Origin of the sequence: Pseudomonas idahonensis, from assembly GCF_037903935.1 — a bacterium.
In the GTDB taxonomy this organism is placed as follows: Bacteria; Pseudomonadota; Gammaproteobacteria; order Pseudomonadales; family Pseudomonadaceae; genus Aquipseudomonas; species Aquipseudomonas danubii.
In genome coordinates, this window is sequence record NZ_CP149586.1 from 2,988,464 (window position 1) to 3,011,265 (window position 22,802).

Annotated in this window: 20 protein-coding genes; 13 read left to right on the forward strand and 7 right to left on the reverse strand. The window is 64.3% G+C overall.

The features are described 5' to 3' along the window. Positions 1-129: 129 nt before the first annotated feature. Together WIN67_RS13670 and WIN67_RS13675 are read left to right on the forward strand one after the other, a co-directional pair. Positions 130-1,410, forward strand: a complete 1,281-nt coding sequence (locus tag WIN67_RS13670; protein WP_273906604.1) for a serine/threonine transporter — start codon at positions 130-132, stop codon at positions 1,408-1,410. Between the two features lie 342 nt (positions 1,411-1,752). Further along, positions 1,753-3,432: a SulP family inorganic anion transporter gene (locus WIN67_RS13675; RefSeq protein WP_123393879.1), complete on the forward strand. Its 1,680-nt coding sequence runs from the start codon at positions 1,753-1,755 to the stop codon at positions 3,430-3,432. 147 nt (positions 3,433-3,579) lie between these two features. On the opposite strand, the gene acnB is transcribed toward WIN67_RS13675, so the two are convergent. Further along, complete coding sequence (acnB, locus tag WIN67_RS13680) at positions 3,580-6,180, reverse strand: bifunctional aconitate hydratase 2/2-methylisocitrate dehydratase (RefSeq protein WP_102879729.1); 2,601 nt, start codon at positions 6,178-6,180, stop codon at positions 3,580-3,582. A gap of 409 nt (positions 6,181-6,589) precedes the next feature. On the opposite strand from acnB, the gene WIN67_RS13685 reads away from it, so the two are divergent. Next, positions 6,590-7,057 carry a DUF1289 domain-containing protein gene (locus WIN67_RS13685; RefSeq protein ID WP_102879728.1) on the forward strand — a complete coding sequence of 156 codons (468 nt, stop codon included), beginning with the start codon at positions 6,590-6,592 and terminating at the stop codon, positions 7,055-7,057. Positions 7,058-7,170: 113 nt separating this feature from the next. Here WIN67_RS13685 and WIN67_RS13690 read toward each other — a convergent pair whose 3' ends face one another. After that, a complete protein-coding gene (locus WIN67_RS13690) occupies positions 7,171-8,034 on the reverse strand; it encodes a universal stress protein (RefSeq protein ID WP_110653529.1) in 864 nt (287 codons plus the stop codon). Between the two features lie 292 nt (positions 8,035-8,326). On the opposite strand from WIN67_RS13690, the gene WIN67_RS13695 reads away from it, so the two are divergent. From WIN67_RS13695 to WIN67_RS13705, 3 genes are all read left to right on the forward strand, one after another. After that, on the forward strand, positions 8,327-8,932 hold the full coding sequence (locus WIN67_RS13695) for a tRNA-(ms[2]io[6]A)-hydroxylase (protein ID WP_110653530.1): 606 nt from the start codon (positions 8,327-8,329) through the stop codon (positions 8,930-8,932). Between the two features lie 185 nt (positions 8,933-9,117). Next, complete coding sequence (locus WIN67_RS13700; protein WP_339071460.1) at positions 9,118-9,828, forward strand: winged helix-turn-helix domain-containing protein; 711 nt, start codon at positions 9,118-9,120, stop codon at positions 9,826-9,828. Beyond that, on the forward strand, positions 9,829-11,118 hold the full coding sequence (locus tag WIN67_RS13705) for an ATP-binding protein (protein ID WP_102864488.1): 1,290 nt from the start codon (positions 9,829-9,831) through the stop codon (positions 11,116-11,118). An 84-nt stretch (positions 11,119-11,202) separates the two neighbouring features. Here WIN67_RS13705 and WIN67_RS13710 read toward each other — a convergent pair whose 3' ends face one another. The 3 genes from WIN67_RS13710 to WIN67_RS13720 form a co-directional block, all read right to left on the reverse strand. Next, positions 11,203-12,003 carry a MipA/OmpV family protein gene (locus tag WIN67_RS13710; protein ID WP_102879724.1) on the reverse strand — a complete coding sequence of 267 codons (801 nt, stop codon included), beginning with the start codon at positions 12,001-12,003 and terminating at the stop codon, positions 11,203-11,205. Positions 12,004-12,009: 6 nt separating this feature from the next. After that, complete coding sequence (locus tag WIN67_RS13715) at positions 12,010-13,926, reverse strand: serine hydrolase domain-containing protein (protein WP_339071461.1); 1,917 nt, start codon at positions 13,924-13,926, stop codon at positions 12,010-12,012. A 138-nt stretch (positions 13,927-14,064) separates the two neighbouring features. Further along, positions 14,065-14,631 (reverse strand): GNAT family N-acetyltransferase, encoded by a 567-nt coding sequence (locus tag WIN67_RS13720; protein ID WP_102864490.1) that lies wholly within the window; start codon positions 14,629-14,631, stop codon positions 14,065-14,067. 295 nt (positions 14,632-14,926) lie between these two features. Here WIN67_RS13720 and WIN67_RS13725 point away from each other — a divergent pair, with 295 nt between their 5' ends. After that, positions 14,927-15,322 carry a DUF2388 domain-containing protein gene (locus WIN67_RS13725; protein WP_339071462.1) on the forward strand — a complete coding sequence of 132 codons (396 nt, stop codon included), beginning with the start codon at positions 14,927-14,929 and terminating at the stop codon, positions 15,320-15,322. Here WIN67_RS13725 and WIN67_RS13730 read toward each other — a convergent pair. Beyond that, positions 15,319-16,212, reverse strand: a complete 894-nt coding sequence (locus tag WIN67_RS13730; protein WP_339071463.1) for a LysR family transcriptional regulator — start codon at positions 16,210-16,212, stop codon at positions 15,319-15,321. The two genes, WIN67_RS13725 and WIN67_RS13730, sit on opposite strands and share 4 nt — an antisense overlap. A 128-nt stretch (positions 16,213-16,340) precedes the next feature. Between WIN67_RS13730 and WIN67_RS13735 the strand changes: the two genes are divergently transcribed. The 6 genes from WIN67_RS13735 (at position 16,341) to WIN67_RS13760 (ending at position 22,412) form a co-directional block, all read left to right on the forward strand. Next, a complete protein-coding gene (locus WIN67_RS13735) occupies positions 16,341-17,168 on the forward strand; it encodes an FAS1-like dehydratase domain-containing protein (protein WP_339071465.1) in 828 nt (275 codons plus the stop codon). Between the two features lie 34 nt (positions 17,169-17,202). Beyond that, entirely contained in the window at positions 17,203-18,366 is a 1,164-nt protein-coding gene (locus tag WIN67_RS13740) for an acyl-CoA dehydrogenase family protein (RefSeq protein WP_339071466.1), read from the forward strand. Between the two features lie 9 nt (positions 18,367-18,375). Next, complete coding sequence (locus tag WIN67_RS13745) at positions 18,376-19,725, forward strand: MmgE/PrpD family protein (RefSeq protein ID WP_339071467.1); 1,350 nt, start codon at positions 18,376-18,378, stop codon at positions 19,723-19,725. 32 nt (positions 19,726-19,757) lie between these two features. Then, positions 19,758-20,963: a CaiB/BaiF CoA-transferase family protein gene (locus tag WIN67_RS13750; protein WP_339071468.1), complete on the forward strand. Its 1,206-nt coding sequence runs from the start codon at positions 19,758-19,760 to the stop codon at positions 20,961-20,963. Positions 20,964-21,112: 149 nt separating this feature from the next. After that, entirely contained in the window at positions 21,113-21,925 is an 813-nt protein-coding gene (locus tag WIN67_RS13755) for a CoA ester lyase (RefSeq protein ID WP_339071469.1), read from the forward strand. Positions 21,926-21,980: 55 nt separating this feature from the next. Continuing rightward, the gene (locus WIN67_RS13760; RefSeq protein ID WP_339071470.1) at positions 21,981-22,412 is read left to right on the forward strand and encodes an HD domain-containing protein; all 432 of its coding nucleotides are present in this window, start codon (positions 21,981-21,983) and stop codon (positions 22,410-22,412) included. Between the two features lie 33 nt (positions 22,413-22,445). Here the strand turns inward: WIN67_RS13760 and WIN67_RS13765 are convergent, their stop codons facing one another. Beyond that, positions 22,446-22,775 (reverse strand): hypothetical protein, encoded by a 330-nt coding sequence (locus WIN67_RS13765; RefSeq protein WP_102879722.1) that lies wholly within the window; start codon positions 22,773-22,775, stop codon positions 22,446-22,448. Positions 22,776-22,802 lie beyond the last annotated feature (27 nt).

The following is a 22,802-nucleotide window of genomic DNA, read 5'->3' on the forward strand; positions in this document are numbered from 1 at the left end:
AAGTCTATGCAGCGCTCGCGGAATCCCGGACAATCGCGCCCCCTCTGTTTCGGTCGGGGCTCTGTCTGTCGGGTACTCCGACGCGCCCTGATCGAATGGCAAACGACCGGAATGTGGAGATCCCACCGGATGAATGATCAGGCCAACAGCGTTGATCAACGCTTTGAAACGGCGACCCCAGCGACCCTGAGTAGCTGGAACCGCCAAGACACCACCTGGATGCTGGGCCTGTTTGGCACCGCCATTGGTGCCGGTACCCTGTTTCTGCCCATCAATGCCGGCATCGGCGGTTTCTGGCCGCTGTTGATCCTGGCGCTGCTGGCCTTCCCCATGACCTTCTATGCACACCGCGGCCTGACCCGCTTCGTGCTCTCCGGGCGTGACGGTGCGGACATCACTGACGTGGTGGAAGAACATTTTGGCCTCACCGCCGGTGCTCTGATCACCTTGCTGTACTTTTTGGCGATCTTCCCGATCCTGCTGATCTACAGCGTGGCCCTGACCAACACCGTCGACAGCTTCATGACCAATCAACTGCACATCGCGCCGCCACCGCGGGCGATCCTGGCCCTGGTGCTGATCTTCGGCCTGCTGGTGGTGGTGCGTTGCGGCGAGCAGGTGATCGTCAAGGCCATGAGCCTGATGGTCTATCCGTTCATCGTGGCCCTGCTGTTCCTCGCGGTGTTCCTGATCCCGCACTGGAATGGCGGCATCCTCGCCACCGTCAGCGATGTCCCGGCGCCTTCGGCCTTCCTGCATACCCTGTGGCTGGCGATTCCGGTGATGGTCTTCTCGTTCAACCACTCGCCGATCATCTCGGCCTTTGCCGTGGACCAGAAGCGCCGCTATGGCGTGCACGCCGAAGAGCGCAGCTCGCAGATCCTCTCGCGTGCCCATCTGCTGATGGTGGGCATGGTGCTGTTCTTCGTCTTCAGCTGTGTGCTGACCCTGAACCCGGCGCAACTGGCCGAAGCCAAGGCGCAGAACCTGTCGATCCTGTCCTACCTGGCCAACCACTTCCAGAATCCGACCATCGCCTTCGCCGCACCGTTGATTGCCTTCGTGGCCATCGCCAAGTCCTTCCTGGGTCACTACATCGGTGCCAGCGAAGGCCTCAAGGGCCTGATCGGCAAGAGCGGCCGGCGTCCTGGGGCGAAAACCCTGGACCGGGTTACCGCTGCCTTCATGCTGGTGATCTGCTGGGCCGTGGCGACCCTCAACCCGAGCATCCTGACGATGATCGAGACCATGGGTGGCCCGGTGATCGCGGCGATCCTGTTCCTGATGCCGATGTACGCCATTCGCAAAGTGCCGGCCATGGCCCGCTATCGCGGCCAGGCCTCCAACGTCTTCGTGACCCTGGTGGGCCTGGTGGCCATTACCGCCCTGGTGTACTCCCTGGCTTCGTGAGTGGTGCGACGCGCTGGCGGCTGCCTTCGCCGGCATTCCACACCTGCGCGACGCTCACCGCCTGGAGCCGGCTTGCCGGCGGACAGGCCCTCAAGCCTGACGCGATTGCTGGCAACACAACCAACGCCGCCGGTGCTCACAGCACCGGCGGCGTTGTCGTTCAAGGCATTGATCAGGATCGTTTGCTGCCTTGAATAAAGGGCTAAGCTGGTGCTCTTATTGCTGCCCGGAACCCGTCAATGGCCACTCCCGTCACACGGGCTGCAATCTGGCCCAAAGGCGTTGATGCCGTTGGGCGACACCCTCTGAATTCGAATTTTGCCTTGTCACGGACGAACCCGATTGGCCACTGAACCCCTCACCCAGCCAACTGTTGTCCCCAAGCGCAGCCGTGATCTGCTGGCCGGCTTGTCCATCGCCGGCCTGTTGCTGCCGGAGGCTGTGGCCTATTCCGGTATTGCCGCCTTGCCGCCCCAGGCCGGGGTCATTGCCCTGTTCGCCGGGTTGCTGTGCTACGGCCTGCTGGGCAGCAGCCGCTTCGCCATTGTCTCGGCCACGTCCTCATCGGCGGCGGTGCTGGCCGCTGCCACCTTGTCCCTGGCAGAGGGCGACGTGCAGCTGCGCCTGAACCTGGCGTTCGCCCTGGTGCTGCTGACCGGAGGCTTCTTCGTCCTGGCGGGGCTGTTTCGCCTCGGCGGCGTGACCGCGTTCATTGCCAAGCCGGTGCTGCGCGGCTTCGCCTTCGGCCTGGCCGTGACCATCATCCTCAAGCAGTTCGCCACCATCGTGGGGGTGCACCTGAGCACCGGCAACCTGGTGCGTTTTCTGCCCCAGTTGCTGGAGCAGTGGCCGCAGTGGAACTGGGCCGGCGCGGCGGTGGCGGCATTGGCCTTGCTGGTGCTGGCGATCTGTTCGCGGATTCCCTACGTGCCCGGTGGGCTGGTGGCGGTGGTGATCGGCATTGGCGCCGGGCAATGGCTCGATCTGCCGGCTCATGGGGTGGCCCTGATCGGGGTGATCGAACTCAAGCTGCAGGTGCCGAGCCTGCCGGACCTGCCCTTTGCCGACTGGCTGCGCCTGGGGGAACTGGCGTTTGCCCTGGTGATGATCCTGTATGCCGAGTCCTACGGCTCCATCAGCTCCCTGGCGCTCAAGCATGGCGACCGGGTCTCGTCCAACCGCGACCTGCTGGCCCTGGGCGCTGGCAATCTGCTCTCCGGTCTGTTCCATGGCATGCCCGTCGGCGCCGGTTATTCGGCCACTTCCGCCAACGAAGCGGCGGGGGCCCGCTCGCGGCTGGCCGGGCTGACCGCTGCTGCGGTGATGCTGATCATCGTTCTGACGGTGCTGCCCTATATCGCCCTGACCCCGGAGCCGGTGCTGGCGGCGATCGTCATCTATGCCTTGGGCCATGGCCTGAGCCTGCAACCGCTGGGGCGCTATTTCATCTGGCGCCGGGATCGGTTGCTGGTGATCTGTGCGGTCACCGCGGTGCTGGTGCTGGGGGTGCTGGATGGTTTGCTGCTTTCGGTAGGGGTGAGCATTCTGTTGATGCTGCGCCAGTTGTCGGCGGCGGATATCCAGATCCTCGGTCAATTGGGCAGCGGACATGATTTTGTCGACCTCAGCCGCCATCCTCAGGCGCGGCAGGTGCCGGGGGTGCTGATTCTGCGTCCGGGGGAGGCGCTGTTCTTCGCCAACGCCGAGCGCATCCTGGGCGGTGCCTTGCATCTGATCCGGCATGTGCAGACGCCGATTCACACGGTCATTCTCAGCCTGGAAGAGTCGCCGAATCTGGACGGCACCAGCATCGAGGCCCTGGACGACTTCTTCCGTCAGGTCCGCCTGGAGCACAAGCGCCTGGCCCTGGCCCGGCTCAAGCACAGGGCCAAGGAAGCCCTGGCGGGCCTGCCGTCGACTGCCGAGCATCAGGTGTTGCTCAGTGGCACCAGCGTCGACGATACGCTGCAGGAAAGCCTGCAGATCTGGAGCGGTCAGGCTCAGGCAGGACTCTGGCATTGAGTCTTGGCGCTTGGGTGTATCGCGCCTGGCCTGTGGCAGCGTAGCGCAGCGCGAACTAGCGGGCAGGGCAGTCAGCAAAAGTTACAGGCATAAAAAAACGCCGCGTATCGTGGAATACGCGGCGTTCTTTTTTACAACGCTAGAGCCTTAGGCTTGCACCACCGGGATCTTGGCGTTGGCCGCCGCTTCACGGAACTCGGCGATCTGGTCGAAGCTCAGGTAGCGGTACACGTCCGCTGCCATGCTGTCGATCTTGCCGGCGTATTCCATGTACTCCTCGACGGTCGGCAGGCGACCCAGGATCGAAGCCACCGACGCCAGCTCGGCCGAAGCCAGGTAGACGTTGGCGCCATCGCCCAGACGGTTCGGGAAGTTACGGGTCGAAGTCGACACCACGGTCGAGTTCGGCTCAACGCGGGCCTGGTTACCCATGCACAGCGAGCAGCCCGGCATTTCCATGCGCGCGCCAGCCTTGCCGTAGATGCCGTAGTAGCCTTCTTCGGTCAGTTGGTGAGCGTCCATCTTGGTCGGCGGCGACAGCCACAGACGGGTTGGCAGCTGGCCCTTGACCTGATCCAGCAGCTTACCGGCCGCGCGGAAGTGACCGATGTTGGTCATGCAGGAACCGATGAACACTTCGTCGATCTTCTGGCCAGCGACGCTGGACAGCAGGCGAGCGTCGTCCGGGTCGTTCGGCGCGCAGAGCACAGGCTCCTTGACGTCGGCCAGGTCGATCTCGATGACTTCGGCGTACTCGGCGTCCTTGTCGGCTTCCAGCAGCTCAGGGTTGGCCAGCCAGGCTTCCATCGCTTGAGCGCGACGCTCCAGGGTACGGGCATCGCCGTAGCCTTCGCCGATCATCCAGCGCAGCAGGGTGATGTTGGACTTCAGGTACTCGGCGATCGACTCTTTGGACAGCTTGATGGTGCAACCGGCAGCCGAACGTTCGGCCGAGGCGTCGGACAGTTCGAAGGCTTGCTCGACGGTCAGGGTTTCCAGGCCTTCGATCTCCAGGATGCGGCCGGAGAAGGCGTTCTTCTTGCCTTTCTTCTCGACGGTCAGCAGGCCTTTCTGGATCGCGTAGTAAGGGATGGCGTGGACCAGGTCACGCAGGGTGACGCCAGGCTGCAGCTTGCCCTTGAAGCGAACCAGGATCGATTCCGGCATGTCCAGTGGCATGACGCCAGTGGCGGCGGCGAAGGCCACCAGGCCGGAACCGGCCGGGAACGAGATGCCGATCGGGAAACGGGTGTGGGAGTCACCACCGGTGCCGACGGTGTCCGGCAGCAGCATGCGGTTCAGCCAGCTGTGGATGATGCCGTCGCCCGGACGCAGGGACACGCCGCCACGGGTCATGATGAAGTCAGGCAGGGTGTGGTGAGTGGTGACGTCGATCGGCTTCGGATAGGCCGCGGTGTGGCAGAACGACTGCATCACCAGATCGGTGGAGAAGCCCAGGCAAGCCAGGTCTTTCAGTTCGTCACGGGTCATAGGACCGGTGGTGTCCTGGGAGCCGACGGTGGTCATCTTCGGTTCGCAGTAGGTGCCTGGACGTACGCCAGTCACGCCGCAAGCCTTGCCGACCATCTTCTGCGCCAGGGTGAAACCCTTGGTGCTTTCGGCTGGAGCTTCAGGCTTCTTGAACAGGTCGGACGGTGGCAGGCCCAGCTCGGCGCGCGCCTTCTCGGTCAGGCCACGGCCGATGATCAGCGGGATACGGCCGCCAGCACGGACTTCGTCGAGCAGCACCGGGGTCTTCATTTCGAAGGTGGCCAGGACTTCGTCGCTGTTGTGCTTGGTGACTTTGCCAGCGTGCGGGTACAGGTCGATCACGTCGCCCATGTTCATCTTCGACACGTCGAATTCGATCGGCAGGGCGCCGGCGTCTTCCATGGTGTTGTAGAAGATTGGAGCGATCTTGCTGCCGAAGCAGAAGCCGCCGGCACGCTTGTTCGGCACGTAAGGAACGTCGTCGCCGAAGAACCACAGGACCGAGTTGGTCGCCGACTTACGCGACGAACCGGTGCCGACCACGTCGCCAACGTAGGCGATCGGGAAGCCGTCGTTGCGCATCTGCTCGATCTGTTTCATCGGGCCGATGGAACCTTGCACGTCAGGCACGATGCCGTCACGGGCCATTTTCAGCATGGCCAGGGCGTGCAGCGGGATGTCCGGACGGGACCAGGCGTCAGGGGCAGGGGAGAGGTCGTCGGTGTTGGTTTCGCCGGTGACCTTGAACACCCGCAGGCTGATCTTGTCGGCCAGTACCGGGCGGTTCTTGAACCACTCACCGTCGGCCCAGGATTGCAGTACGCCCTGGGCGTGAACGTTGCCGTTCTTGGCTTTTTCCGCGACGTCGTGGAAGGCGTCGAACATCAGCAGGGTGTGCTTGAGTTGAGCGGCAGCAACAGGCGCCAGCTCGGCGTCGTCCAGGAGGTCGACCAGGGTCACGATGTTGTAGCCGCCCTGCATGGTGCCCAGCAGTTCTACGGCGCGCTTCTTGTCGATCAGAGGGGAGGAGGCTTCGCCTTTGGCCAGCGCGGAGAGGAAACCGGCCTTGACGTAGGCGGCTTCGTCGACTCCTGGCGGAACGCGATTGGTGATCAGGTCAACGAGGAAAGCTTCTTCGCCAGCCGGGGGATTCTTCAGCAGCTCGACCAGGCCTGCAGTTTGTTCGGCGTTAAGCGGCTGGGGAACGATACCCAGTGCTGCGCGCTCTTCGATATGTTTGCGGTAGGCTTCAAGCACAGTTATTACCCTCATCAGTGGTCCCAAATGGGTGTCCGGGACGCTCATCCCGAAATTGCCGTACTCATGCGCTGCGTGGCGTTGTGGGCCACTTAGCCAGAATTACCGACAATTCCTTACAGAAGCTGCTTTCAAAGTTTTACGCCTGCAGAACGGGGAGCTGATGAGGGTTGGCGCTGGATTTTTCCCCGCTGGAAAAATCCCTCGCCAACACCGCTCTGAAGGAACGACTGTGCTCGTGACGCTTTGAAAACAGCTTCAAACGGACATTGGCGCCTAAAAAGGCTGGCTGATTCTACGGCAAAAAAAATCTAAACGTAAGTTGCTGTATTGAAGTTTGAGGGGTGATCAATCTTAGACAAAGGGCTAACATTGCCGACTGTTTTGCCTTTGCGTGTGTTGTTTTTCTATGCCCAATCAGACCATCAAGACCCCTTGCGTCGGCCTCTGCTCCACCGTCTACGGCGACCTGGTGTGCCGCGGCTGCAAGCGTTTCCATCACGAAGTGATCAACTGGAACGGTTACAACGAGGAGGAGAAACGCGCGGTCTGGTTGCGTCTTGAACAACTGCTGGTGCAGGTGATGGCGGCCAAGCTGGAAGTCTTCGACCCGGCGCGTCTGCGCGGGCAACTGGAGCAGCGCAAGATCCGTTTCGTGCCGCACCAGTCCGAGTATTGCTGGGCCTACCAGCTGATTGCCCGGGGCGCGCGGGTGATCAACCAGCTCGACGCCTACGGTATGGCGCTGTTGCCGGAGTTCCGCGACTGGGGCCTGCCGGAGTTGCGTGACGCCATCGATCGGGAATTCTTCCTGCTGTCGGAAGCCCACTACCAGCGCTACATCGCCCCGGGGTTTCTCAAGGACGCCCTGGGCTGAGAGGTTCGTCGGCCAGCCACTTCCTGCGCAAAGGGTGCTGCAGGCATGGGCTTGCCAGCGACAGCGTCGTCATGGGCGACGCAGGTTACGCGCTGGCGTTGCGGGGAAGGGGCTCAGGCTTTGGCGGCGAGTTCTTCCAGGTGGTCCATGATGTCCGCCGGCTTGAGCACCAGCACGTCACTGTCCAGGGAGTCGAGCACCACTTCGGCGGTGTTGCCGATCAAGGCCCCCGACAACCCGGTGCGGGCCACGGTGCCGATGATGGTCAGCACGGCCCCCAGTTTGTGGGCCATATGGGGAATCAGCACGTCCGCCGGACCTTCCTCGATATGCAGGTGCGCATCGTCGATATCGAACTCGGCCTGGAACGCCCTGCATTCCTCGCGATAGCGCTTCTCGATGGTTTCCTTGAGCTGGAACACCGGGTCGGATGCCGAAAGCATCGGTGATGGATGGGCGCTGATCACGTGCAGTTGGGCCCTGGCCAGGCTGGCGATGTCGAAACCATAGTCAACGATGCTGGCATGCAGTGTGCGGTGTTCGCCGTCCATGTTGCCGACATCGATGGCCGCCATGACCACGCCACCGGCCCAGGGGGTGGCGGTCTTGACCAGCAGCACCGGGGTTGGGCAGTAGCGCAGCAGCTTCCAGTCCGCCGGGGTCAGCAGGACTTTCTTCAGCGGATTGTCATGGGAATGCTGCTTGATCACCAGGCCGCAACCCTCGGCCTGCTGCACGTCGATGATGGTTTCATGCAGGCTCTCGTTCCAGGCCTGCTCGGTGGTGACGCTGTAGCCTTCGCCGGTCAGGCTGCTCTTGAGCACGCTGAGCAGCGCCGAGTGTTCGTGCTTCTTGTCGCAGACCAGCAGATGCAGGTGGGCCTGGGTGACCCCGGCAATCAGCTTGGCGCGCTTGAGGGCGAGACTTTCGCCAGGCGTGGGATCGATGACCACCAGGATGCTGCGGATACTTTGCATGATCGGGATCTCCAGGAAAGGGATGAATGGTTAGGGTCTGTTCCCGTTTGGCCCAGCAACGCGGCTCGTCACCAAACGGGAACAGACCCTAGCGTGCACAACTATAGTTGCTGGCGCCCGCGCCGCATGTTGATGCATATCAAGCGCGGCCGCTGGTGGTCTGCGACGTGGCCGGTATAATCGCCAGCCTTTCGCTGTGAAGCCTTATTTGTCTCGTGAGCCTCATGTTATCGATCACTGATAGTGCCGCCATTGCTCGCCTTGCTGTGGCGGATTGCTCGGAAATGCGCCGATGAACTTTCCACAAATTCATGACTTCCTCGGCTGTCGGACTCCCGACGCCTGGGTCCAGGCGGCCCTGGCCGACCAGGAAACCCTGCTGATCGACCACAAGAACTGTGAGTTCAAGGCCGCCAGCACCGCCCTGAGCCTGATCGCCAAGTACCATTCCCATGTCGACCTGATCAACATGATGTCGCGCCTGGCCCGGGAAGAACTGGTGCACCACGAACAGGTCATGCGCCTGATGAAACGACGCAAGGTCGAGCTGCGCCAACTGCACGCCGGGCGCTACGCTTCGGGCCTGCGCAAGGTGGTGCGCAGCCATGAGCCGGTGAAGCTGGTGGACACCCTGGTGGTCGGCGCCTTTATCGAAGCCCGCAGTTGCGAGCGCTTCGAAGCCCTGGTGCCACACCTGGATGAGGAGTTGGGCAAGTTCTATTTCGGCCTGCTCAAAAGCGAGGCCCGGCACTATCAGGGCTACCTGAAGCTGGCCTACCAGTATGGCGACGCCCGGGACATCGCTCAGGTGATCGACAAGGTGCGGGCCGCCGAGCAGGAGCTGATCGAGTCCCCGGACCCGGAATTCCGCTTCCACAGCGGCGTACCGGCCTGGTAAGGCACAACCCTTGTGTCGCTGCCCTTGTATAAAAGCAGGGGCAAATTGTTAAAAACTCTTAAAAGAATGAAACTTTGCGCAAAGCCGCGATAAGTCGCTGGTTTTGCCGCGACCTTAGCCTTTTTTTAACCTGGGTCCTTCTATAATGCGCGCACTCAAAATTGTGTGCTTGCGAACGGGAAGGTATGGAAAACCTGGGTCTTGGCAAAGTCCTGCTGGTGGAAGATGACGAGAAGCTCGCCGGGCTGATTGCCAGCTTCCTGTCCCAGCATGGCTTTGAAGTGCTGACGGTATACCGGGGCGATGTGGCCTTGGCGGCGTTTCTCGAATTCAAACCGAAGCTGGTGGTGCTCGACCTGATGTTGCCGGGCCAGAGCGGCCTGCACGTGTGCCGGGAAATCCGCGCCGTGGCCGATACCCCGATTGTCATCCTCACCGCCAAGGAAGACGACCTGGACCACATCCTCGGCCTGGAGTCCGGCGCCGACGACTATGTGATCAAGCCCATCAAGCCGGCGGTGCTGCTGGCGCGGCTGCGGGCCCTGCAGCGGCGCCAGGTGCCGGAGTCGACCGCCTTGCGCGGGGCCCTGGAGTTCGGCGTGCTGAGCATCGACCGCAGCAGCCGCGAGGTGCGTCTGTCCGGCGAGCCGATCGAACTGACCACCATGGAGTTCGAGCTGCTCTGGCTGCTGGCCAATGCGGCAGGCAAGACCCTGTCCCGGGATGACATCCTGAACCGCATGCGCGGTATCGAGTTCGACGGTCTGAACCGCAGCGTCGACGTCTACATCAGCAAATTACGCGGCAAGCTCAAGGACAACCCGCGCGAGCCGGTGTGCATCAAGACCGTGTGGGGCAAGGGCTACCTGTTCAATCCATTCGCCTGGGAGATTTGAATGCTGCGGCTGTTTCTGGGGCTCTACCTGTTCCTGGCCCTCGGCTTTGCCGGAGCCATGACCGCGGTGCAACACATCTTCCTCAACTACCTGGCGGTGGACCTGATCGAGGCCTACAACCGTGATGCGGTGCGCGGGCCGGCCTACAGCCTCAGCGAGCAGCTGCGGCCCTTTGACGAGGCCGGGCGTCAGCATCAACTGGAGTTGCTCAAACCCCATTACGGGCTGGGGCTCAAGCTGGTGCAGGCCGGCGAGCTGGACCTCAACCAGAAGGAGCGGGCGCTGCTGAGCGCCAAGCAGCTGGTGGTCCGGGATGATTTCAACGAATTCATTTCCAGCATCGACGACGGTCCCCAGTTACTGAGCATCAAGCTGCCGGAAGACCCACCCCTGACCCTGCTCTACAACATCGCCGCCTATGCCTTGCTCGGCACGCTGCTGGCCATCGTCCTGTACTTCTGGGTGCGCCCGCACTGGCGCGACCTGGAGCGCCTGCGCCTGGCCGCCGAGCGTTTTGGCGGCAATGACCTCAGCACCCGCCTGCAACTGTCCCAGCGTTCCAACATTCGCGACCTGGCCCAGCACTTCAACCGCATGGCGGCGCGCATCGAGGGCCTGATCGCCAACCAGCGCGAGCTGACCAACGCGGTGTCCCACGAGTTGCGCACGCCCATCGCGCGGCTGTCATTCGAGCTGGACCAGTTGCAGCAGCAACCGGACCCGGAGGAAAACCGCGAGCTGATCGCCGACATGTACGCCGACCTTGGCGAACTGGAGGACATGGTCTCCGAGCTGTTGTCCTACGCCAGCCTGGAGCACGGCGCGGCCACCATCAGTCGCGAGAATATCCAGGCCCAGAGCTGGCTCGACAGCGTGGTCGGCAGTGTCGCCCTGGAGGCGGAAGCGGCGGGGGTGCAGTTGCTGATCCGCTCCTGCCAGGTCGAGTACGTGCGGATCGAGCCACGCTTCATGGCCCGGGCGGTGATCAATCTGCTGCGCAACGCCATTCGCTACGCCGACCGGCGGGTGGAGGTGTCCCTGGTACGCCTGGAGCAGGGCTACGAAGTGCGGGTCAATGATGACGGGCCCGGCGTGCCGGTGGACGGACGGGAGAAAATCTTTGAACCCTTTTCCCGGCTCGACGCCAGCCGCGACCGGCGTACCGGTGGCTTCGGCCTGGGCCTGGCCCTGGTGCGACGGGTCTCCCAGTGGCATGGCGGCAAGGTCGAGGTGGTGGATTCGGAGTGGGGCGGGGCCTCGTTTCGCCTGACCTGGGCCCATGTCGATTAGCGGCAGCGGCAAGTTGCAAGCGGTAAGCGGCAAGCTTCAAGCCGCCAGTTCGCTGCTTGCCGCTTGCCGCTCGAAGCCTACCGCTTAAAAGCTGTACTCAAGCTGGGTGCCCAGCACCGTCTGCATGCGCCGATCGACGATCGGGCTGTCGCCGGCTTCCTTGCCCAGGTACTGCAGGGACAGCAGGGTCGAAAGCTTGGTCTGCTCGTTGAGGGGCAGGGTCCATTCCAGGTCCAGGCCATTGCTCACCAGCCCGCCCTTGGCGCGGTAGGCGCTGAAGCGGCTGTTGGCGGCCTGGGTGCCGCTCACGCCGTACCAGGTCTGCATATAGTCGGCATTGCCGAACAGGCTGTTGAGGCTGGCATCGAGGCTGCCCAAACGGCCCTCGTACAGGTTGGTGCCAATGCTCAGCTGCAGCTGGCTGTACGCCGAACCGGTGTCCTTGTTGTCATTTTTCTTCACTGCGTGGGTCACCGTGGCTCCCAGTTCGAACGGGCCCAGGTCGTAACCCAGGTGTGCGCCGAACTGTGCACGGGACTTGATCTGGCCCATGCCCTTGAGCCGCTTGGAGCCTTGGCCCAGGTGGTTCTTGTCGCGCCGTTCTTCGCTGGGGCCGACCCAGGTGCTGAACGACAGGTCGCCCCATTCATGGCCCCAGCCCAGGCCCTGGTCGGTGTTGAGGAAGAGGCCATAGGGGCTGATGATTTCGCCGCCGAAAATCGGCGCCACGGTGCGCTCGTCACTGCCGCTGTAGCGCGGCACGCTGGCCACACCGCCGCGCACGCCATATTTCCAGTCCTCGGCATGCAGCGCTGCAGACCCTGTGGCCAGGCCGAGGGTGCCCGCCCAAAGGGCGACGGTGGTGCAGCGTTTCAGGCTTTTCATAGTGTTTTAGAACCTCAGGTAGTGGGGGGTGTAGATACGTTTGAAGGAGTAGCCGAGGACGTTGACCCCGTTGACCTGGCGGCGCACGGTGTCGCCCAGCCCGGGGCCATGGCCGGCAATCACCGCATGGGCGTTGTCCACCGGAGCCAGGATGTAATCGGTGAGGGTGCGGCCCTGTTGCAGGCTGCGGATCATCAGGAAGCCGTCTTCCAGGGCGATGCTGACGCCGTTCAAGGGGGCGTTGGCTTCGTCATCGTTGAGGGCGTGATAGGTGCCGACCATGGCCAGCCAGTTGTCGGGCAGGGGCACCGGATCGATCCGTTCCCCCATGGCCAGTAGCTGGCCGTGGCGCTTTGCGGTAAATACCCGGTTGCCCTGAACGTTCATGACGTCCAGTTGCACCCGTCCCAGGTCGCCCAGGTCCTGCTGCCACAGGCCGAGGATTTTCTTCTGCGCCCGCAGCCAGCCGTGTTCGTCGCGCAGCAACTCGAAGCGCGTGCCGGCCAGTTCGCCAAACAGCCGCTGGTCCTGGTCCTTGATGCGCAGCACGCCCCAGGTCGTGGCATAGAACCCCGCCAGATGCTGGCGGTCGGCGGCTTCCGGCGCCCGGCGCCGCGGGCTGGGCTGGTCTGAGCCCTTCTGGTCAGTGCGACTCTGGACGGAGCTACTCGGTACGGGGCTATCCACTACGGAGCCATCCTGGCCGGAATCGTGCTGAACGCAGCCCTGCTGAACAGGGCCGGCTTGCATCCCTTCGGGGGCGCCATGGGCCTGCTGCAGCATGCGCAGAATCTGCGGCACCAACGGCTGGGCCAGGGCTGCGCCAGAGCCGGAATTGCTCATCACGATCACTGCCAGTTGCTGCTCCGGGAGCACGCTGATCCGGGCGTGGAAATCATCGCCGGAGCCACTGCGCTGCCAAGTGCCAATCCCCGGGTTGACCCACTCGTCGCCACAGGGCGAGAGGAACCAGCCCAGGCCCACCTGACAATCGAAATCCAGCGGGTTGCCGCTGTTCTGCGGACGCACCATCTCCTTGATCGAGGCCGGCGAGAGCAACGCCTGATGCTTGTAGCTGCCCTGGGCGAAGAGCATGCGCACGAAGTGGCTCAGGTCCCGTGGATTGCTCCACAAGCCAGCGGCGGACAAGTCGCGCACCAGGACATCATTGCTGCGGGTGCCGTCGGTATAGCCTTGGGTGCGGTAGGGTTGTGCGCCGCTGCCGCCTATGAAACTCGACTGGCTCATGCCCAGCGGGCGCAGCAGGCTTTTTTGCAGTTGCATCTCGAAATCCAGGCCGCTGCTGCGTTCCACCGCCGCGCCCAGCAGGGCGTAGCCCAGGTTGGAGGGGGCGGTCCGGGTGCCCGGGGCATTGTTCAGCCAGACCCCGCTGACCTTTCTCGGCAGCTCGTTGAGGGCCTGGGGCGTACGTGAGTCGCGCAGGTACTCGGCGGGCATCCCGGCCTGATGGCTGAGCAGACGGCGCACCGTCACGGCCTGGTCGGCGGCGTTCTGGTCCTGGTGAAAGCGCGAGCGGACGTAGAATTCCTTGAGGCTGTCCTGCAGGGGCGCATCCAACTGCAGGCGTCCCTGTTCCACCAGTTGCATGACCGCCGTAGCGGTCAGCAACTGCGACAGGGCGCCGGCGCGAAACGCGGTGTTCTCGGTCACCTGCAGGCCCCGTGCCTGGTCGGCAAACCCGAAGCCTCGGGCCCAGATCAGCTCCTGGCCGTCCACCAGGGCGATGGACAGCCCCGGGACCCGGTGCTCGGCCATCTCCCGGGGGATGTACTGCTTCAAGTAGCTGATGATGCTGGCGTAGTCGCCGGGCGCTATGACCGGTGGCGCAGGTGGTTGGCCATTGCAGCCGAGGCTGCTCAGCAGGATGCCCAGCAGTGGCAGGCCGAGAAGTTTGGGGGACATGCAGCACCCGACCGGAAATTCGATGAGCGGATGCTAGGGAAGGGCGTCTGAGGAGTCTTTGGCAGCTTTGTCTGGAAACTGTCAAAGAGTGTTAAGCGAAGGTGGCCGCGCCTCGGACCGAGGCGCGGCTTGGGCGGGTTACAGCTCCAGGCTGTGGATCACCTGGGTGGCATCGTCGGGGTCGATGGCGCTGCGCATACCGAGGGTCTTCGCCAGGCGGCGCATGCTGTAGTTGGCGGCGCTGTCCACCGAATACAGCTGCTGGAAACCATTGGTACGGGCTTCATCGATCAGATGCTGCATCAGCAGGGCACCGAGGCCCTTGCCTTGCCATTGATCGGCGATGGTCACGGCAAACTCGCAGCGCCAGGGCTGGTCGTCGACCTGGGCATAACGGCTGATGCCGACTTCCCGCAGCTCGCCGTTGTCGTGGACCAGGGCCACGTAGGCCACCCGTTGCGGGGTGCCGACATCCATCAGCTGATCCAGCAACTGATCGCCGACTTCCTTGACCTCACCGAGAAAGCGCTGGTGCCGGGTGACGGGGGAGAGGTTTTCGATAAAGGCCTTTTCCCGGCCCCGGTCTTCAGGGCGCAGCGGGCGGATCAGCACGTGGCTGCCGTCGCTCAGGGCGTCGATCCAGTATTGGCCTTGCTGGGCCGGAAATGGCGGTTGGGCGAGGACATCGAGGGCGCTGCTGGACATGATCAAGTCTCCGGGGAAGCAAAGGGCAGGTGATTGCCACAAGCTTTACTCCGCCGGCGACCCGGGCGCTTGATCGGCATCAATGTCCGCTGCTGTCGCGCCTCGGCTGGCGATCACCGGTCATGGCCCGATCCGGGGCCTGGGGCCTGCCGTTACCTGGCCTCTGGCGACACGCGGTGCTGGGGTGATCGGCCAGGGGCGGTTTGGGCCGCCTTTGTAGGTTGCTGTCGGTCATGGCCTAATGGGCCTTCACGGCAGAAGGTTGCTGCCCGTAAGGCTTAACAGGATGTAAGTCATGTCTATTCGACTAGGTCTAAGTTTCAACCCGAAGCTGATGTTCACTGCCGTTGCGCTAGTGTTGCCGGGCGCGTTGTTCAGCCACGCCACTTGGGCAAAGCCCTGGGAGTGGAGAAATTCCTGCGATTGGACCGAGCCCCATGAGGCGCTGATGATGGGCTGTATGGTGACCACCATTGCTACGACTACCACCTTCGCCGCTACTGTCTTCACCTATGACAGCATCAAGAACCTGTTTGGTTACGCCAAGGATGATGCCGCCGCTTTCATCGCCAGTGATGGCGATATTCGCGGAGCCCAGTTCGAACGGGCCTGGCGCAGTTATCGGGCCGATCTACCCCACCCTGACATGGATGAGATGGCTTTTGCGCACGCCGTGCTCGCCGCCGGCTAGTTCGGCGTTGGCGGAATCAGCGTGGTAATCAGCGCCCGTACGGTGCCGGGCAGGGCCTCCAGTTCGCGGACGATGATGCTGCGCTCGCGCACGGCCCAGCTTTCGTTCAGTTTCACCGTCACCAATTGCATGGTGCGGCTGTGCCGCAGCGCCGCGGACTCGGGAATGATGCCGATGCCGACCCCGGCCTCCACCATGCGGCACACCGCTTCGAAGCTCGACACCTGGATGCGCAGCGACAGCTGCTTGCCCAGGCGCTCCACGTGCTCGCGCAAGAAACTCAGCAGGGTGCTGCCCTCGTGCAGGCCGATGTGCTGGTAGGCCAGGGTCTGGTCCAGGCTCACTGACGCTTCTCGGGCCAGTGGGTGGTCCACCGGCACCATCAGCACCAGCCGGTCGGTGCTGAAATGCAGCACCTGCAGGCCGCTGGCTTCCACCGGGCCGGCAATGATGCCCATGTCGGAGGTGCCGTCCAGCACCCCGCGGACGATGTCCCGGGACAGGCGCTCCTGCAGGTCCACGGTGACGCCGGGACGCGCCGAGAGAAAGCCCGCCAGCACTTCCGGGAGGAATTCGGTGACGGCCGTGGTGTTGGCGAAGATGCGGATGTGCCCGGTGGCGTCGCCGCCGTACTGGGTGAACTCGCTTTTCAGGTAGTCCACCTGGCGCATGATCAGCCGCGCATGCTGCAGCAGCCGTTCGCCGGCCGGAGTGACTTCGACCCCGCGGCTGTCGCGGTACAGCAGGCGGGTGTCCAGCTGGTTTTCCAGGGCCTTGATCCGTGCACTGGCGGCGGCCGGGGAGAGAAAGGCGCGGCGTGCGCCCTGGGTCAGGCTGGGGGATTCGGCGATATGGATAAACAGGCGTAGGTCCGCCAGATCGAAATGCATGTCCGGGCTCCTGTGGGCGCAAGGCGTTCAGCATAAACGAACGCCGGTTTATAAAAATGCAAATTCTCAGTACGCGACCGGCCCTTGCATCATGGCGCTCACCCCTTGCGTAACAGGACCCCGCCTTTATGAGTGCCACCGACCCCCGCGCCTGGATCGGCCGCAGCCAGCGCACTGACGACCTGCTCAGCCACAACCTGCTGACCCGCATTGCCGCCACCCTGGGGGAGCAGACCCCGGCCCAGGGCAGCGCCTTGCCGCCGCTGTGGCACTGGTGCTTTTTCCAGGAACCGCAACCGGAGTCGGCCCTGGGCCAGGACGGTCATCCGGCTCGGGGCGGCTTCCTGCCACCGGCAGATGGGCGCAATCGCATGTGGGCCGGTGGCCGCCTGGACTTCCATGAGCCGCTGCGAGCCGGTGCTGCGGCCACCTGTGTCAGCACTGTTATTGCGGTCGAGGAAAAGGCCGGGCGCACGGGCCAGCTGCTGTTTGTCACCTTGTGCCACGAGTATTTCCAGGACGGTCGGCTGGCACTGCGCGAAGAGCAGGACATCGTCTACCGCGAGCCCAGTCCGCCCAGGCTCAGCAGTGGCGAGGCCCTGGTCCAGGGTGACTGGCGCGAGCCGGTGACGCCGAGTCCGACCCTGCTGTTTCGCTACAGCGCGGTGACCTTCAATGGCCATCGCATTCATTACGACCATCCCTATGTCACCGCCACCGAAGGCTATCCCGGCCTGGTGGTGCACGGCCCGCTGATCGCCACCCTGAGCCTGCGAGCCTTCTGCCGGGCCCATCCTGCAGCGCGTCTGCGGCATTTTTCCTACCGCGGCCTGCGCCCCTTGATTGCCCCCCAGGCCTTCGAGGTGGGCGGGCGCCTCAGCGCCCCCGGACGCGCCGAACTCTGGGCCGGCAATCAGGCCGGACTGGCCCAGCGCGGCGACGTGCAATTCGACTGAATTCCAACCATAAGCCAAGGCGGAGTGCCGATTGATGACCCCCCATGACACTGAACAACTCAATGCCATCCGTGAAGGCGTGCGCGCCCTGTGCGCCGGATTCGATGCCGCCTACTGGCGCGGCATCGATGAGCAAAAAGGCTTTCCCGAGGCCTTCGTCAAGGCCCTGACCGCGGCCGGCTGGCTGGCGGCGATGATTCCGGCCGAGTACGGTGGTTCCGGCCTGGGGCTGGCCGAGGCCTCGGTGATTCTTGAAGAAGTGAACCGCTGCGGCGGCAATTCCGGCACCGTCCACGGCCAGATGTACAACCTGTTCACCCTGTTGCGTCATGGCAGCGAAGTGCAGAAGCGCCACTATCTGCCCAAGCTCGCCAGCGGCGAACTGCGCCTGCAATCCATGGCGGTCACCGAACCTACCACCGGCACCGACACCACCCAGATCAAGACCACCGCCATCAAGCGCGGCGACCGGTACCTGATCAATGGGCAGAAGGTGTGGATCTCGCGGGTCCAGCATTCCGACCTGATGATTCTCCTGGCCCGCACCACGTCCCTGGCCCAGGTGCAGAAAAAGTCCGAGGGCATGTCGATCTTCCTCGTCGACCTGCGCGAGGCTATCGGCAAGGGCCTGACCGTGCAGCCGATTGCCAACATGGTCAATCACGAGACCAACGAGCTGTTCTTCGACAACCTTGAGTTGCCCGCCGACAGCCTGATCGGTGAGGAGGGCCAGGGCTTCAAGTACATCCTCGACGGCCTCAATGCCGAGCGCACCCTGATTGCCGCCGAATGCATCGGCGACGGTCGCTGGTTCATTGACAAGGCCTGCGCCTACGCCCGGGAGCGGGTGGTGTTCGGCCGGCCCATCGGCCAGAACCAGGGGGTGCAGTTCCCCATCGCCGAGGCCCATGTCGAGATCGAGGCGGCCGACCTGATGCGTTGGCGCGCCTGTGCCGAATACGACAGTGGGGTCAACGCCGGAGCCAGTGCCAACATGGCCAAGTACCTGGCGGCCAAGGCCTCCTGGGAAGCGGCCAACGTCTGTTTGCAGACCCACGGCGGTTTTGGCTTCGCCTGCGAATACGACGTCGAGCGCAAGTTCCGCGAGACCCGGCTGTACCAGGTGGCGCCGATCTCCACCAACCTGATCCTGTCCTACGTGGCCGAACACTTGCTGGAGCTGCCCCGCAGCTTCTGAGGAATCCCCATGAGCCACACCGACGATCTGGCCGGATTCCTGGCCGGCCTGGGCCCTGACGATTTGCCCGAAGCAGTCTTGCTGCGCACCGAGGAGCTGTTCCTCGACTGGCTGGGCTCGGCCCTGGCGGCCCAGGGCGCCCACCCGATTCCGCTGTTCGAGGCCTATGCCCGGCACATGGGACCGGCCGCCGGACCGGCGCGCATCCTGGTCAACGGCAGCGGCACCTCGGCGTATTTTGCCGCCCTGGTCAACGCCGCCTCATCCCATCTGGTGGAGCAGGACGACCTGCACAACAGTTCAGTGCTGCACCCGGCCACCGTGGTGTTCCCGGCAGCCCTGGCGGCGGCCCAGGACCTGGGCAAGTCCGGCCGCGAGCTGTTGCTGGCGGCGGTGGCCGGTTATGAGGCGGGGATTCGCATCGGCGAGTTCCTCGGTCGTTCCCACTACCGGATCTTCCACACCACGGCCACCGTCGGCACCCTGGCCGCTGCCGTGGCGGTGGGCAAGCTGATGGCGTTCGACAGCGAACAATTCATCAACCTGCTGGGCAGCGCCGGGACCCAGGCCGCGGGGCTTTGGGAGTTTCTGCGGGACGCCGCCGATTCCAAGCAGTTGCACACGGCCAAGGCCGCCGCCGACGGCCTGCTCGCGGCCTACCTGACCCGGGACGGCCTGAGCGGGGCGCGCAATATCCTCGAGGGCGAGCAGGGCATGGCGGCGGGCATGTCCCGCGATGCCGAGCCGAGGCGGCTGAGTGATCGCCTCGGCAGTCGCTGGGCCCTGCTGGAGACTTCGTTCAAGTTTCACGCCTCCTGCCGTCATACCCATCCCGCCGCCGATGCCTTGCTAGGGCTGATGCAGCGTGAGGGGCTGGCGCACGGGCAGATCACCCGGGTACGAACCCGAGTGCACCAGGGCGCCATCGATGTGCTGGGCCGGGTCCAGGTGCCGCAGACCGTGCACCAGGCCAAGTTCTCCATGGGCACCGTGCTGGGGTTGATTGCGGTGCATGGCCAGGCCGGGTTGCCGGAGTTTCAGCGCTGGGCTCTGAACGACCCTCAGGTCGCCGCCTTTCGCCACAAGGTGAGCCTGCACCTGGACCCCGAAGTGGACGCGGCCTACCCGCGGCGCTGGCTGGGGCGGGTGGAGGTGGATTGCCGGGATGGCCGGACCTTGTACGGGGCCATCGAAGAACCCAAGGGCGACCCGGGCAATGGCCTGTCCCGGGCCGAGCTGGAAGACAAGTTCCAGCGTCTGCTGCAGTTCTCCGGGGCCCGCAGCCCGCAGCAAGGGGCCGAGCTGATCCGTCGGGTCTGGGCCCTGCGGGACGCTGGCGACCTCAACTCACTGCTCTGAATGCCCGACATCGAACAGGGCGAGGACCGAACATGACACAGCACACAGCACAGCCCCGGCCGCTGGACGGCATCACCGTGGTCAGCCTGGAGCACGCCATTGCCGCACCGTTCTGCACCCGCCAGTTGGCGGACCTCGGGGCCCGGGTGATCAAGGTCGAGCGCCCCGGCAGCGGCGACTTTGCCCGGGGCTACGACCAGCGGGTCAGGGGCCTGGCCTCGCATTTCGTGTGGACCAACCGCTCCAAGGAAAGCCTGACCCTGGACCTCAAGCATGCCGATGCCGACAGCCTGCTGGAGAGCCTGCTGGCCGACGCCGACATCCTGGTGCAGAACCTGGCACCGGGGGCGGCCGCGCGCATGGGCCTGTCCTTCGAAGCGCTGCACCCGCGCTTTCCACGCTTGATCGTCTGCGACATCTCCGGCTATGGCCAGGGTGGTCCCTATGCACAGAAAAAGGCCTACGACCTGCTGATCCAGAGCGAGGGCGGCTTTCTTTCGGTGACCGGTGGCCCCGGGGAGGAACAGTTGGCCAAGGCCGGCTGCTCCATTGCCGACATCGCCGCCGGCATGTATGCCTACAGCGGCATCCTCTCGGCCCTGTTGCTGCGCGAGCGCACCGGCCTGGGCAGCCGTCTCGACATCAGCATGCTGGAAAGCCTGGTGGAGTGGATGGGCTACCCGATGTACTACGCCTTCGAGGGCGCCGAACCGCCGCCCAGGGCCGGCGCCGCCCATTCCACCATCTATCCTTACGGGCCGTTTCCCGCCGGTGATGGCGGCACGGTCATGCTCGGCCTGCAGAACGAACGGGAATGGGCAGCGTTCTGCGACAAGGTGCTGCAGCTGCCGACGCTGGCCACGGACGAACGCTTCAGCGCCAACTTCAAGCGCTCGGCCAACCGTGAAGCCTTGCGCGGGATCATCGTCGAGCATTTCAGCCGTCTGAGCGTGGCCGAGGTGATGGCCCGCCTGGAGTTGGCGCAGATCGCCAATGCCCGGGTCAACGACATGCAGGGGGTCTGGCAGCACCCGCAATTGGCGGCCCGGGATGCCTGGTGCCAGGTGGACAGCCCGGCCGGCAGCCTGCCGGCTATGCTGCCACCGGCGCGCAACAGCGCTTTCGCCCCGCGCATGGACGCCGTCCCGGCCCTGGGCCAGCACAGCGACGAGATCCTTGGCGAACTGGGCCTGTCTGCCGAGCGCATCCGCCAATTGCGCTCCCGAGGGGTCATCTGACCTCGCCACCCTGGTACCAGGGTGCAGGAGCCAGCTTGTCGACGAAAAGGCCCCACAGATCGCCTTCGCCGGCCAGCCGTCTCTTACGAGGATGAAGCAACACGCCGCATCAGGGCCCGCCATTGGCCATCGATAACAAGGAACCGAACATGTCCAACCCCATTGCGCGCTCTGCGCTGTTTGTTCCCGGCAGCCGCCCCGAGCGCTTCGCCAAGGCCCTGGCCAGCGGCGCCGACGCGGTGATCGTCGACTTCGAGGACGCTGTCGAAGAACCCCTCAAGGTCCTGGCCCGGGAACACCTGGGACGCTTCCTCGTGGGGCAGCCCCAGGTGCGGCTCTGGGTGCGGGTCAATGCACCGGAGCACCCTGAGCATTTGGCCGATCTGGCGTTCTGCCAGAGCCATGCCGGAGTGGCGGGCATCCTCCTGCCGAAAGTCGAAAGCGCCGCCCAGGTCACCCGGGTGGCTGCCACCGGCAAGCCGATCTGGCCGATTATCGAAAGTGCCCGGGGCCTGCTGGCCCTGGCCGAGATTGCCATGGCGACCGGAGTCCAGCGCCTGTCCTTCGGCGGCCTGGACCTGGCCCTGGACCTCAACCTCAGCAGCGGTTCGGCGGCGGCTGAGTTCGCCCTGGATCAGGCGCGCCTGGCGCTGATCCTGCATTCCCGGGCGGCGGGGCTCATGGCGCCGCTGGACGGCGTGCACCCGGCAATCGACGACAGTGCCGGCCTGGCGACGTCGATCCGTCATGCCTACGCCATGGGCTTTGCCGGTGCCTTGTGCATCCATCCGCGACAGGTGCCGGTGATCCATCAGGCCCTGGCCCCCAGCGCCGAGGAACTGGCCTGGGCACGGCGGGTGGTGGAGGGCGGGCAGGGCGGCGCCGGGGCCTATCAGGTGGACGGGCAGATGGTCGACGCACCGGTGCTGCAACGGGCCCGGCGTCTGCTGGCCCTGGCCTGAACCGGTCGGGTTAGTATGGCCGCAGCATTTTTGCCAAGATCCGGAGCCACCGCCCATGAGTACCCTGGAACGCGCCATCGCCATTGCTGCCCGGGCCCATGCCGGGCAAGTCGACAAGGGCGGTGCGCCCTATATCCTGCATCCCCTGCGGGTCATGCTGCGGCTGTCCGAGCCCCGGGAACAGCTGGTCGCGGTGCTCCACGACGTCATCGAAGACAGCCCGGTGACCCTGGAGCAACTGCGCGGCGAAGGTTTCAGTGAAGAGGTGCTGCAGGCCCTGGCGGCGCTGACCAAGGTCGAGGGTGAGGACTATTCGGGGTTTATCCGCCGCGCTGCACAGAATCCTTTGGCGCGGCGGGTAAAGCGGGCGGACCTGGCGGAGAACAGTGACCTGTCACGCATCCCCGAACCCAGCGAGGATGACCGGCGGCGCCTGGAGAAGTACCGCCAGGCCATCCAATACCTCGACAGCCTGGACCGGCCTTGAGCCGCTAGCCCAGGGCCAGCGGCGCCGGGGCGTTCAGTTGCTGTAGTTGGAAAGGGCGACTTCGGTGTTGCGCGCCGGTGGCTTGCTGCCCCGGGTGCGCCAGTGTTCGATCAGGGCGCGACCATGGGCCAGCCCGGCTTGCAGGGCGGCTTCGGTGCTGGCGTAGTCGTTGCCGTAGGGCGGGCAGGCAAAGTGCACGGAAAAGCACGGGTGCTGTCCATGGCCGGTGAGCCGTCCGACGTAGCTGAAGCTGGCGCCGGATTGATGTGCGTAGAGGCTCGGCGAACTCGGCTCACGAATGATCATCACGTAGATGTCGTGGTCGAATTGAGTGTCTTGATACCAACTGCTAGAAGACTCCATGGTCCACCTCCTTGTCCGTAAAGCGGC

Bases quoted from the DNA above. Each gene is read 5' to 3' on its own strand.
- WIN67_RS13685 (WP_102879728.1), top strand. From the start codon at position 6,590: ATGCCCAATCAGACCATCAAGACCCCTTGCGTCGGCCTCTGCTCCACC.
- WIN67_RS13725 (WP_339071462.1), top strand. From the start codon at position 14,927: ATGTCTATTCGACTAGGTCTAAGTTTCAACCCGAAGCTGATGTTCACT.
- WIN67_RS13705 (WP_102864488.1), top strand. From the start codon at position 9,829: ATGCTGCGGCTGTTTCTGGGGCTCTACCTGTTCCTGGCCCTCGGCTTT.
- WIN67_RS13690 (WP_110653529.1), bottom strand. From the start codon at position 8,034: ATGCAAAGTATCCGCAGCATCCTGGTGGTCATCGATCCCACGCCTGGC.
- WIN67_RS13745 (WP_339071467.1), top strand. From the start codon at position 18,376: ATGAGCCACACCGACGATCTGGCCGGATTCCTGGCCGGCCTGGGCCCT.
- WIN67_RS13670 (WP_273906604.1), top strand. From the start codon at position 130: ATGAATGATCAGGCCAACAGCGTTGATCAACGCTTTGAAACGGCGACC.
- WIN67_RS13740 (WP_339071466.1), top strand. From the start codon at position 17,203: ATGACCCCCCATGACACTGAACAACTCAATGCCATCCGTGAAGGCGTG.
- WIN67_RS13735 (WP_339071465.1), top strand. From the start codon at position 16,341: ATGAGTGCCACCGACCCCCGCGCCTGGATCGGCCGCAGCCAGCGCACT.
- WIN67_RS13755 (WP_339071469.1), top strand. From the start codon at position 21,113: ATGTCCAACCCCATTGCGCGCTCTGCGCTGTTTGTTCCCGGCAGCCGC.
- WIN67_RS13765 (WP_102879722.1), bottom strand. From the start codon at position 22,775: ATGGAGTCTTCTAGCAGTTGGTATCAAGACACTCAATTCGACCACGAC.
- WIN67_RS13760 (WP_339071470.1), top strand. From the start codon at position 21,981: ATGAGTACCCTGGAACGCGCCATCGCCATTGCTGCCCGGGCCCATGCC.
- WIN67_RS13730 (WP_339071463.1), bottom strand. From the start codon at position 16,212: ATGCATTTCGATCTGGCGGACCTACGCCTGTTTATCCATATCGCCGAA.
- WIN67_RS13720 (WP_102864490.1), bottom strand. From the start codon at position 14,631: ATGTCCAGCAGCGCCCTCGATGTCCTCGCCCAACCGCCATTTCCGGCC.
- WIN67_RS13695 (WP_110653530.1), top strand. From the start codon at position 8,327: ATGAACTTTCCACAAATTCATGACTTCCTCGGCTGTCGGACTCCCGAC.
- WIN67_RS13750 (WP_339071468.1), top strand. From the start codon at position 19,758: ATGACACAGCACACAGCACAGCCCCGGCCGCTGGACGGCATCACCGTG.
- WIN67_RS13715 (WP_339071461.1), bottom strand. From the start codon at position 13,926: ATGTCCCCCAAACTTCTCGGCCTGCCACTGCTGGGCATCCTGCTGAGC.
- WIN67_RS13700 (WP_339071460.1), top strand. From the start codon at position 9,118: ATGGAAAACCTGGGTCTTGGCAAAGTCCTGCTGGTGGAAGATGACGAG.
- WIN67_RS13710 (WP_102879724.1), bottom strand. From the start codon at position 12,003: ATGAAAAGCCTGAAACGCTGCACCACCGTCGCCCTTTGGGCGGGCACC.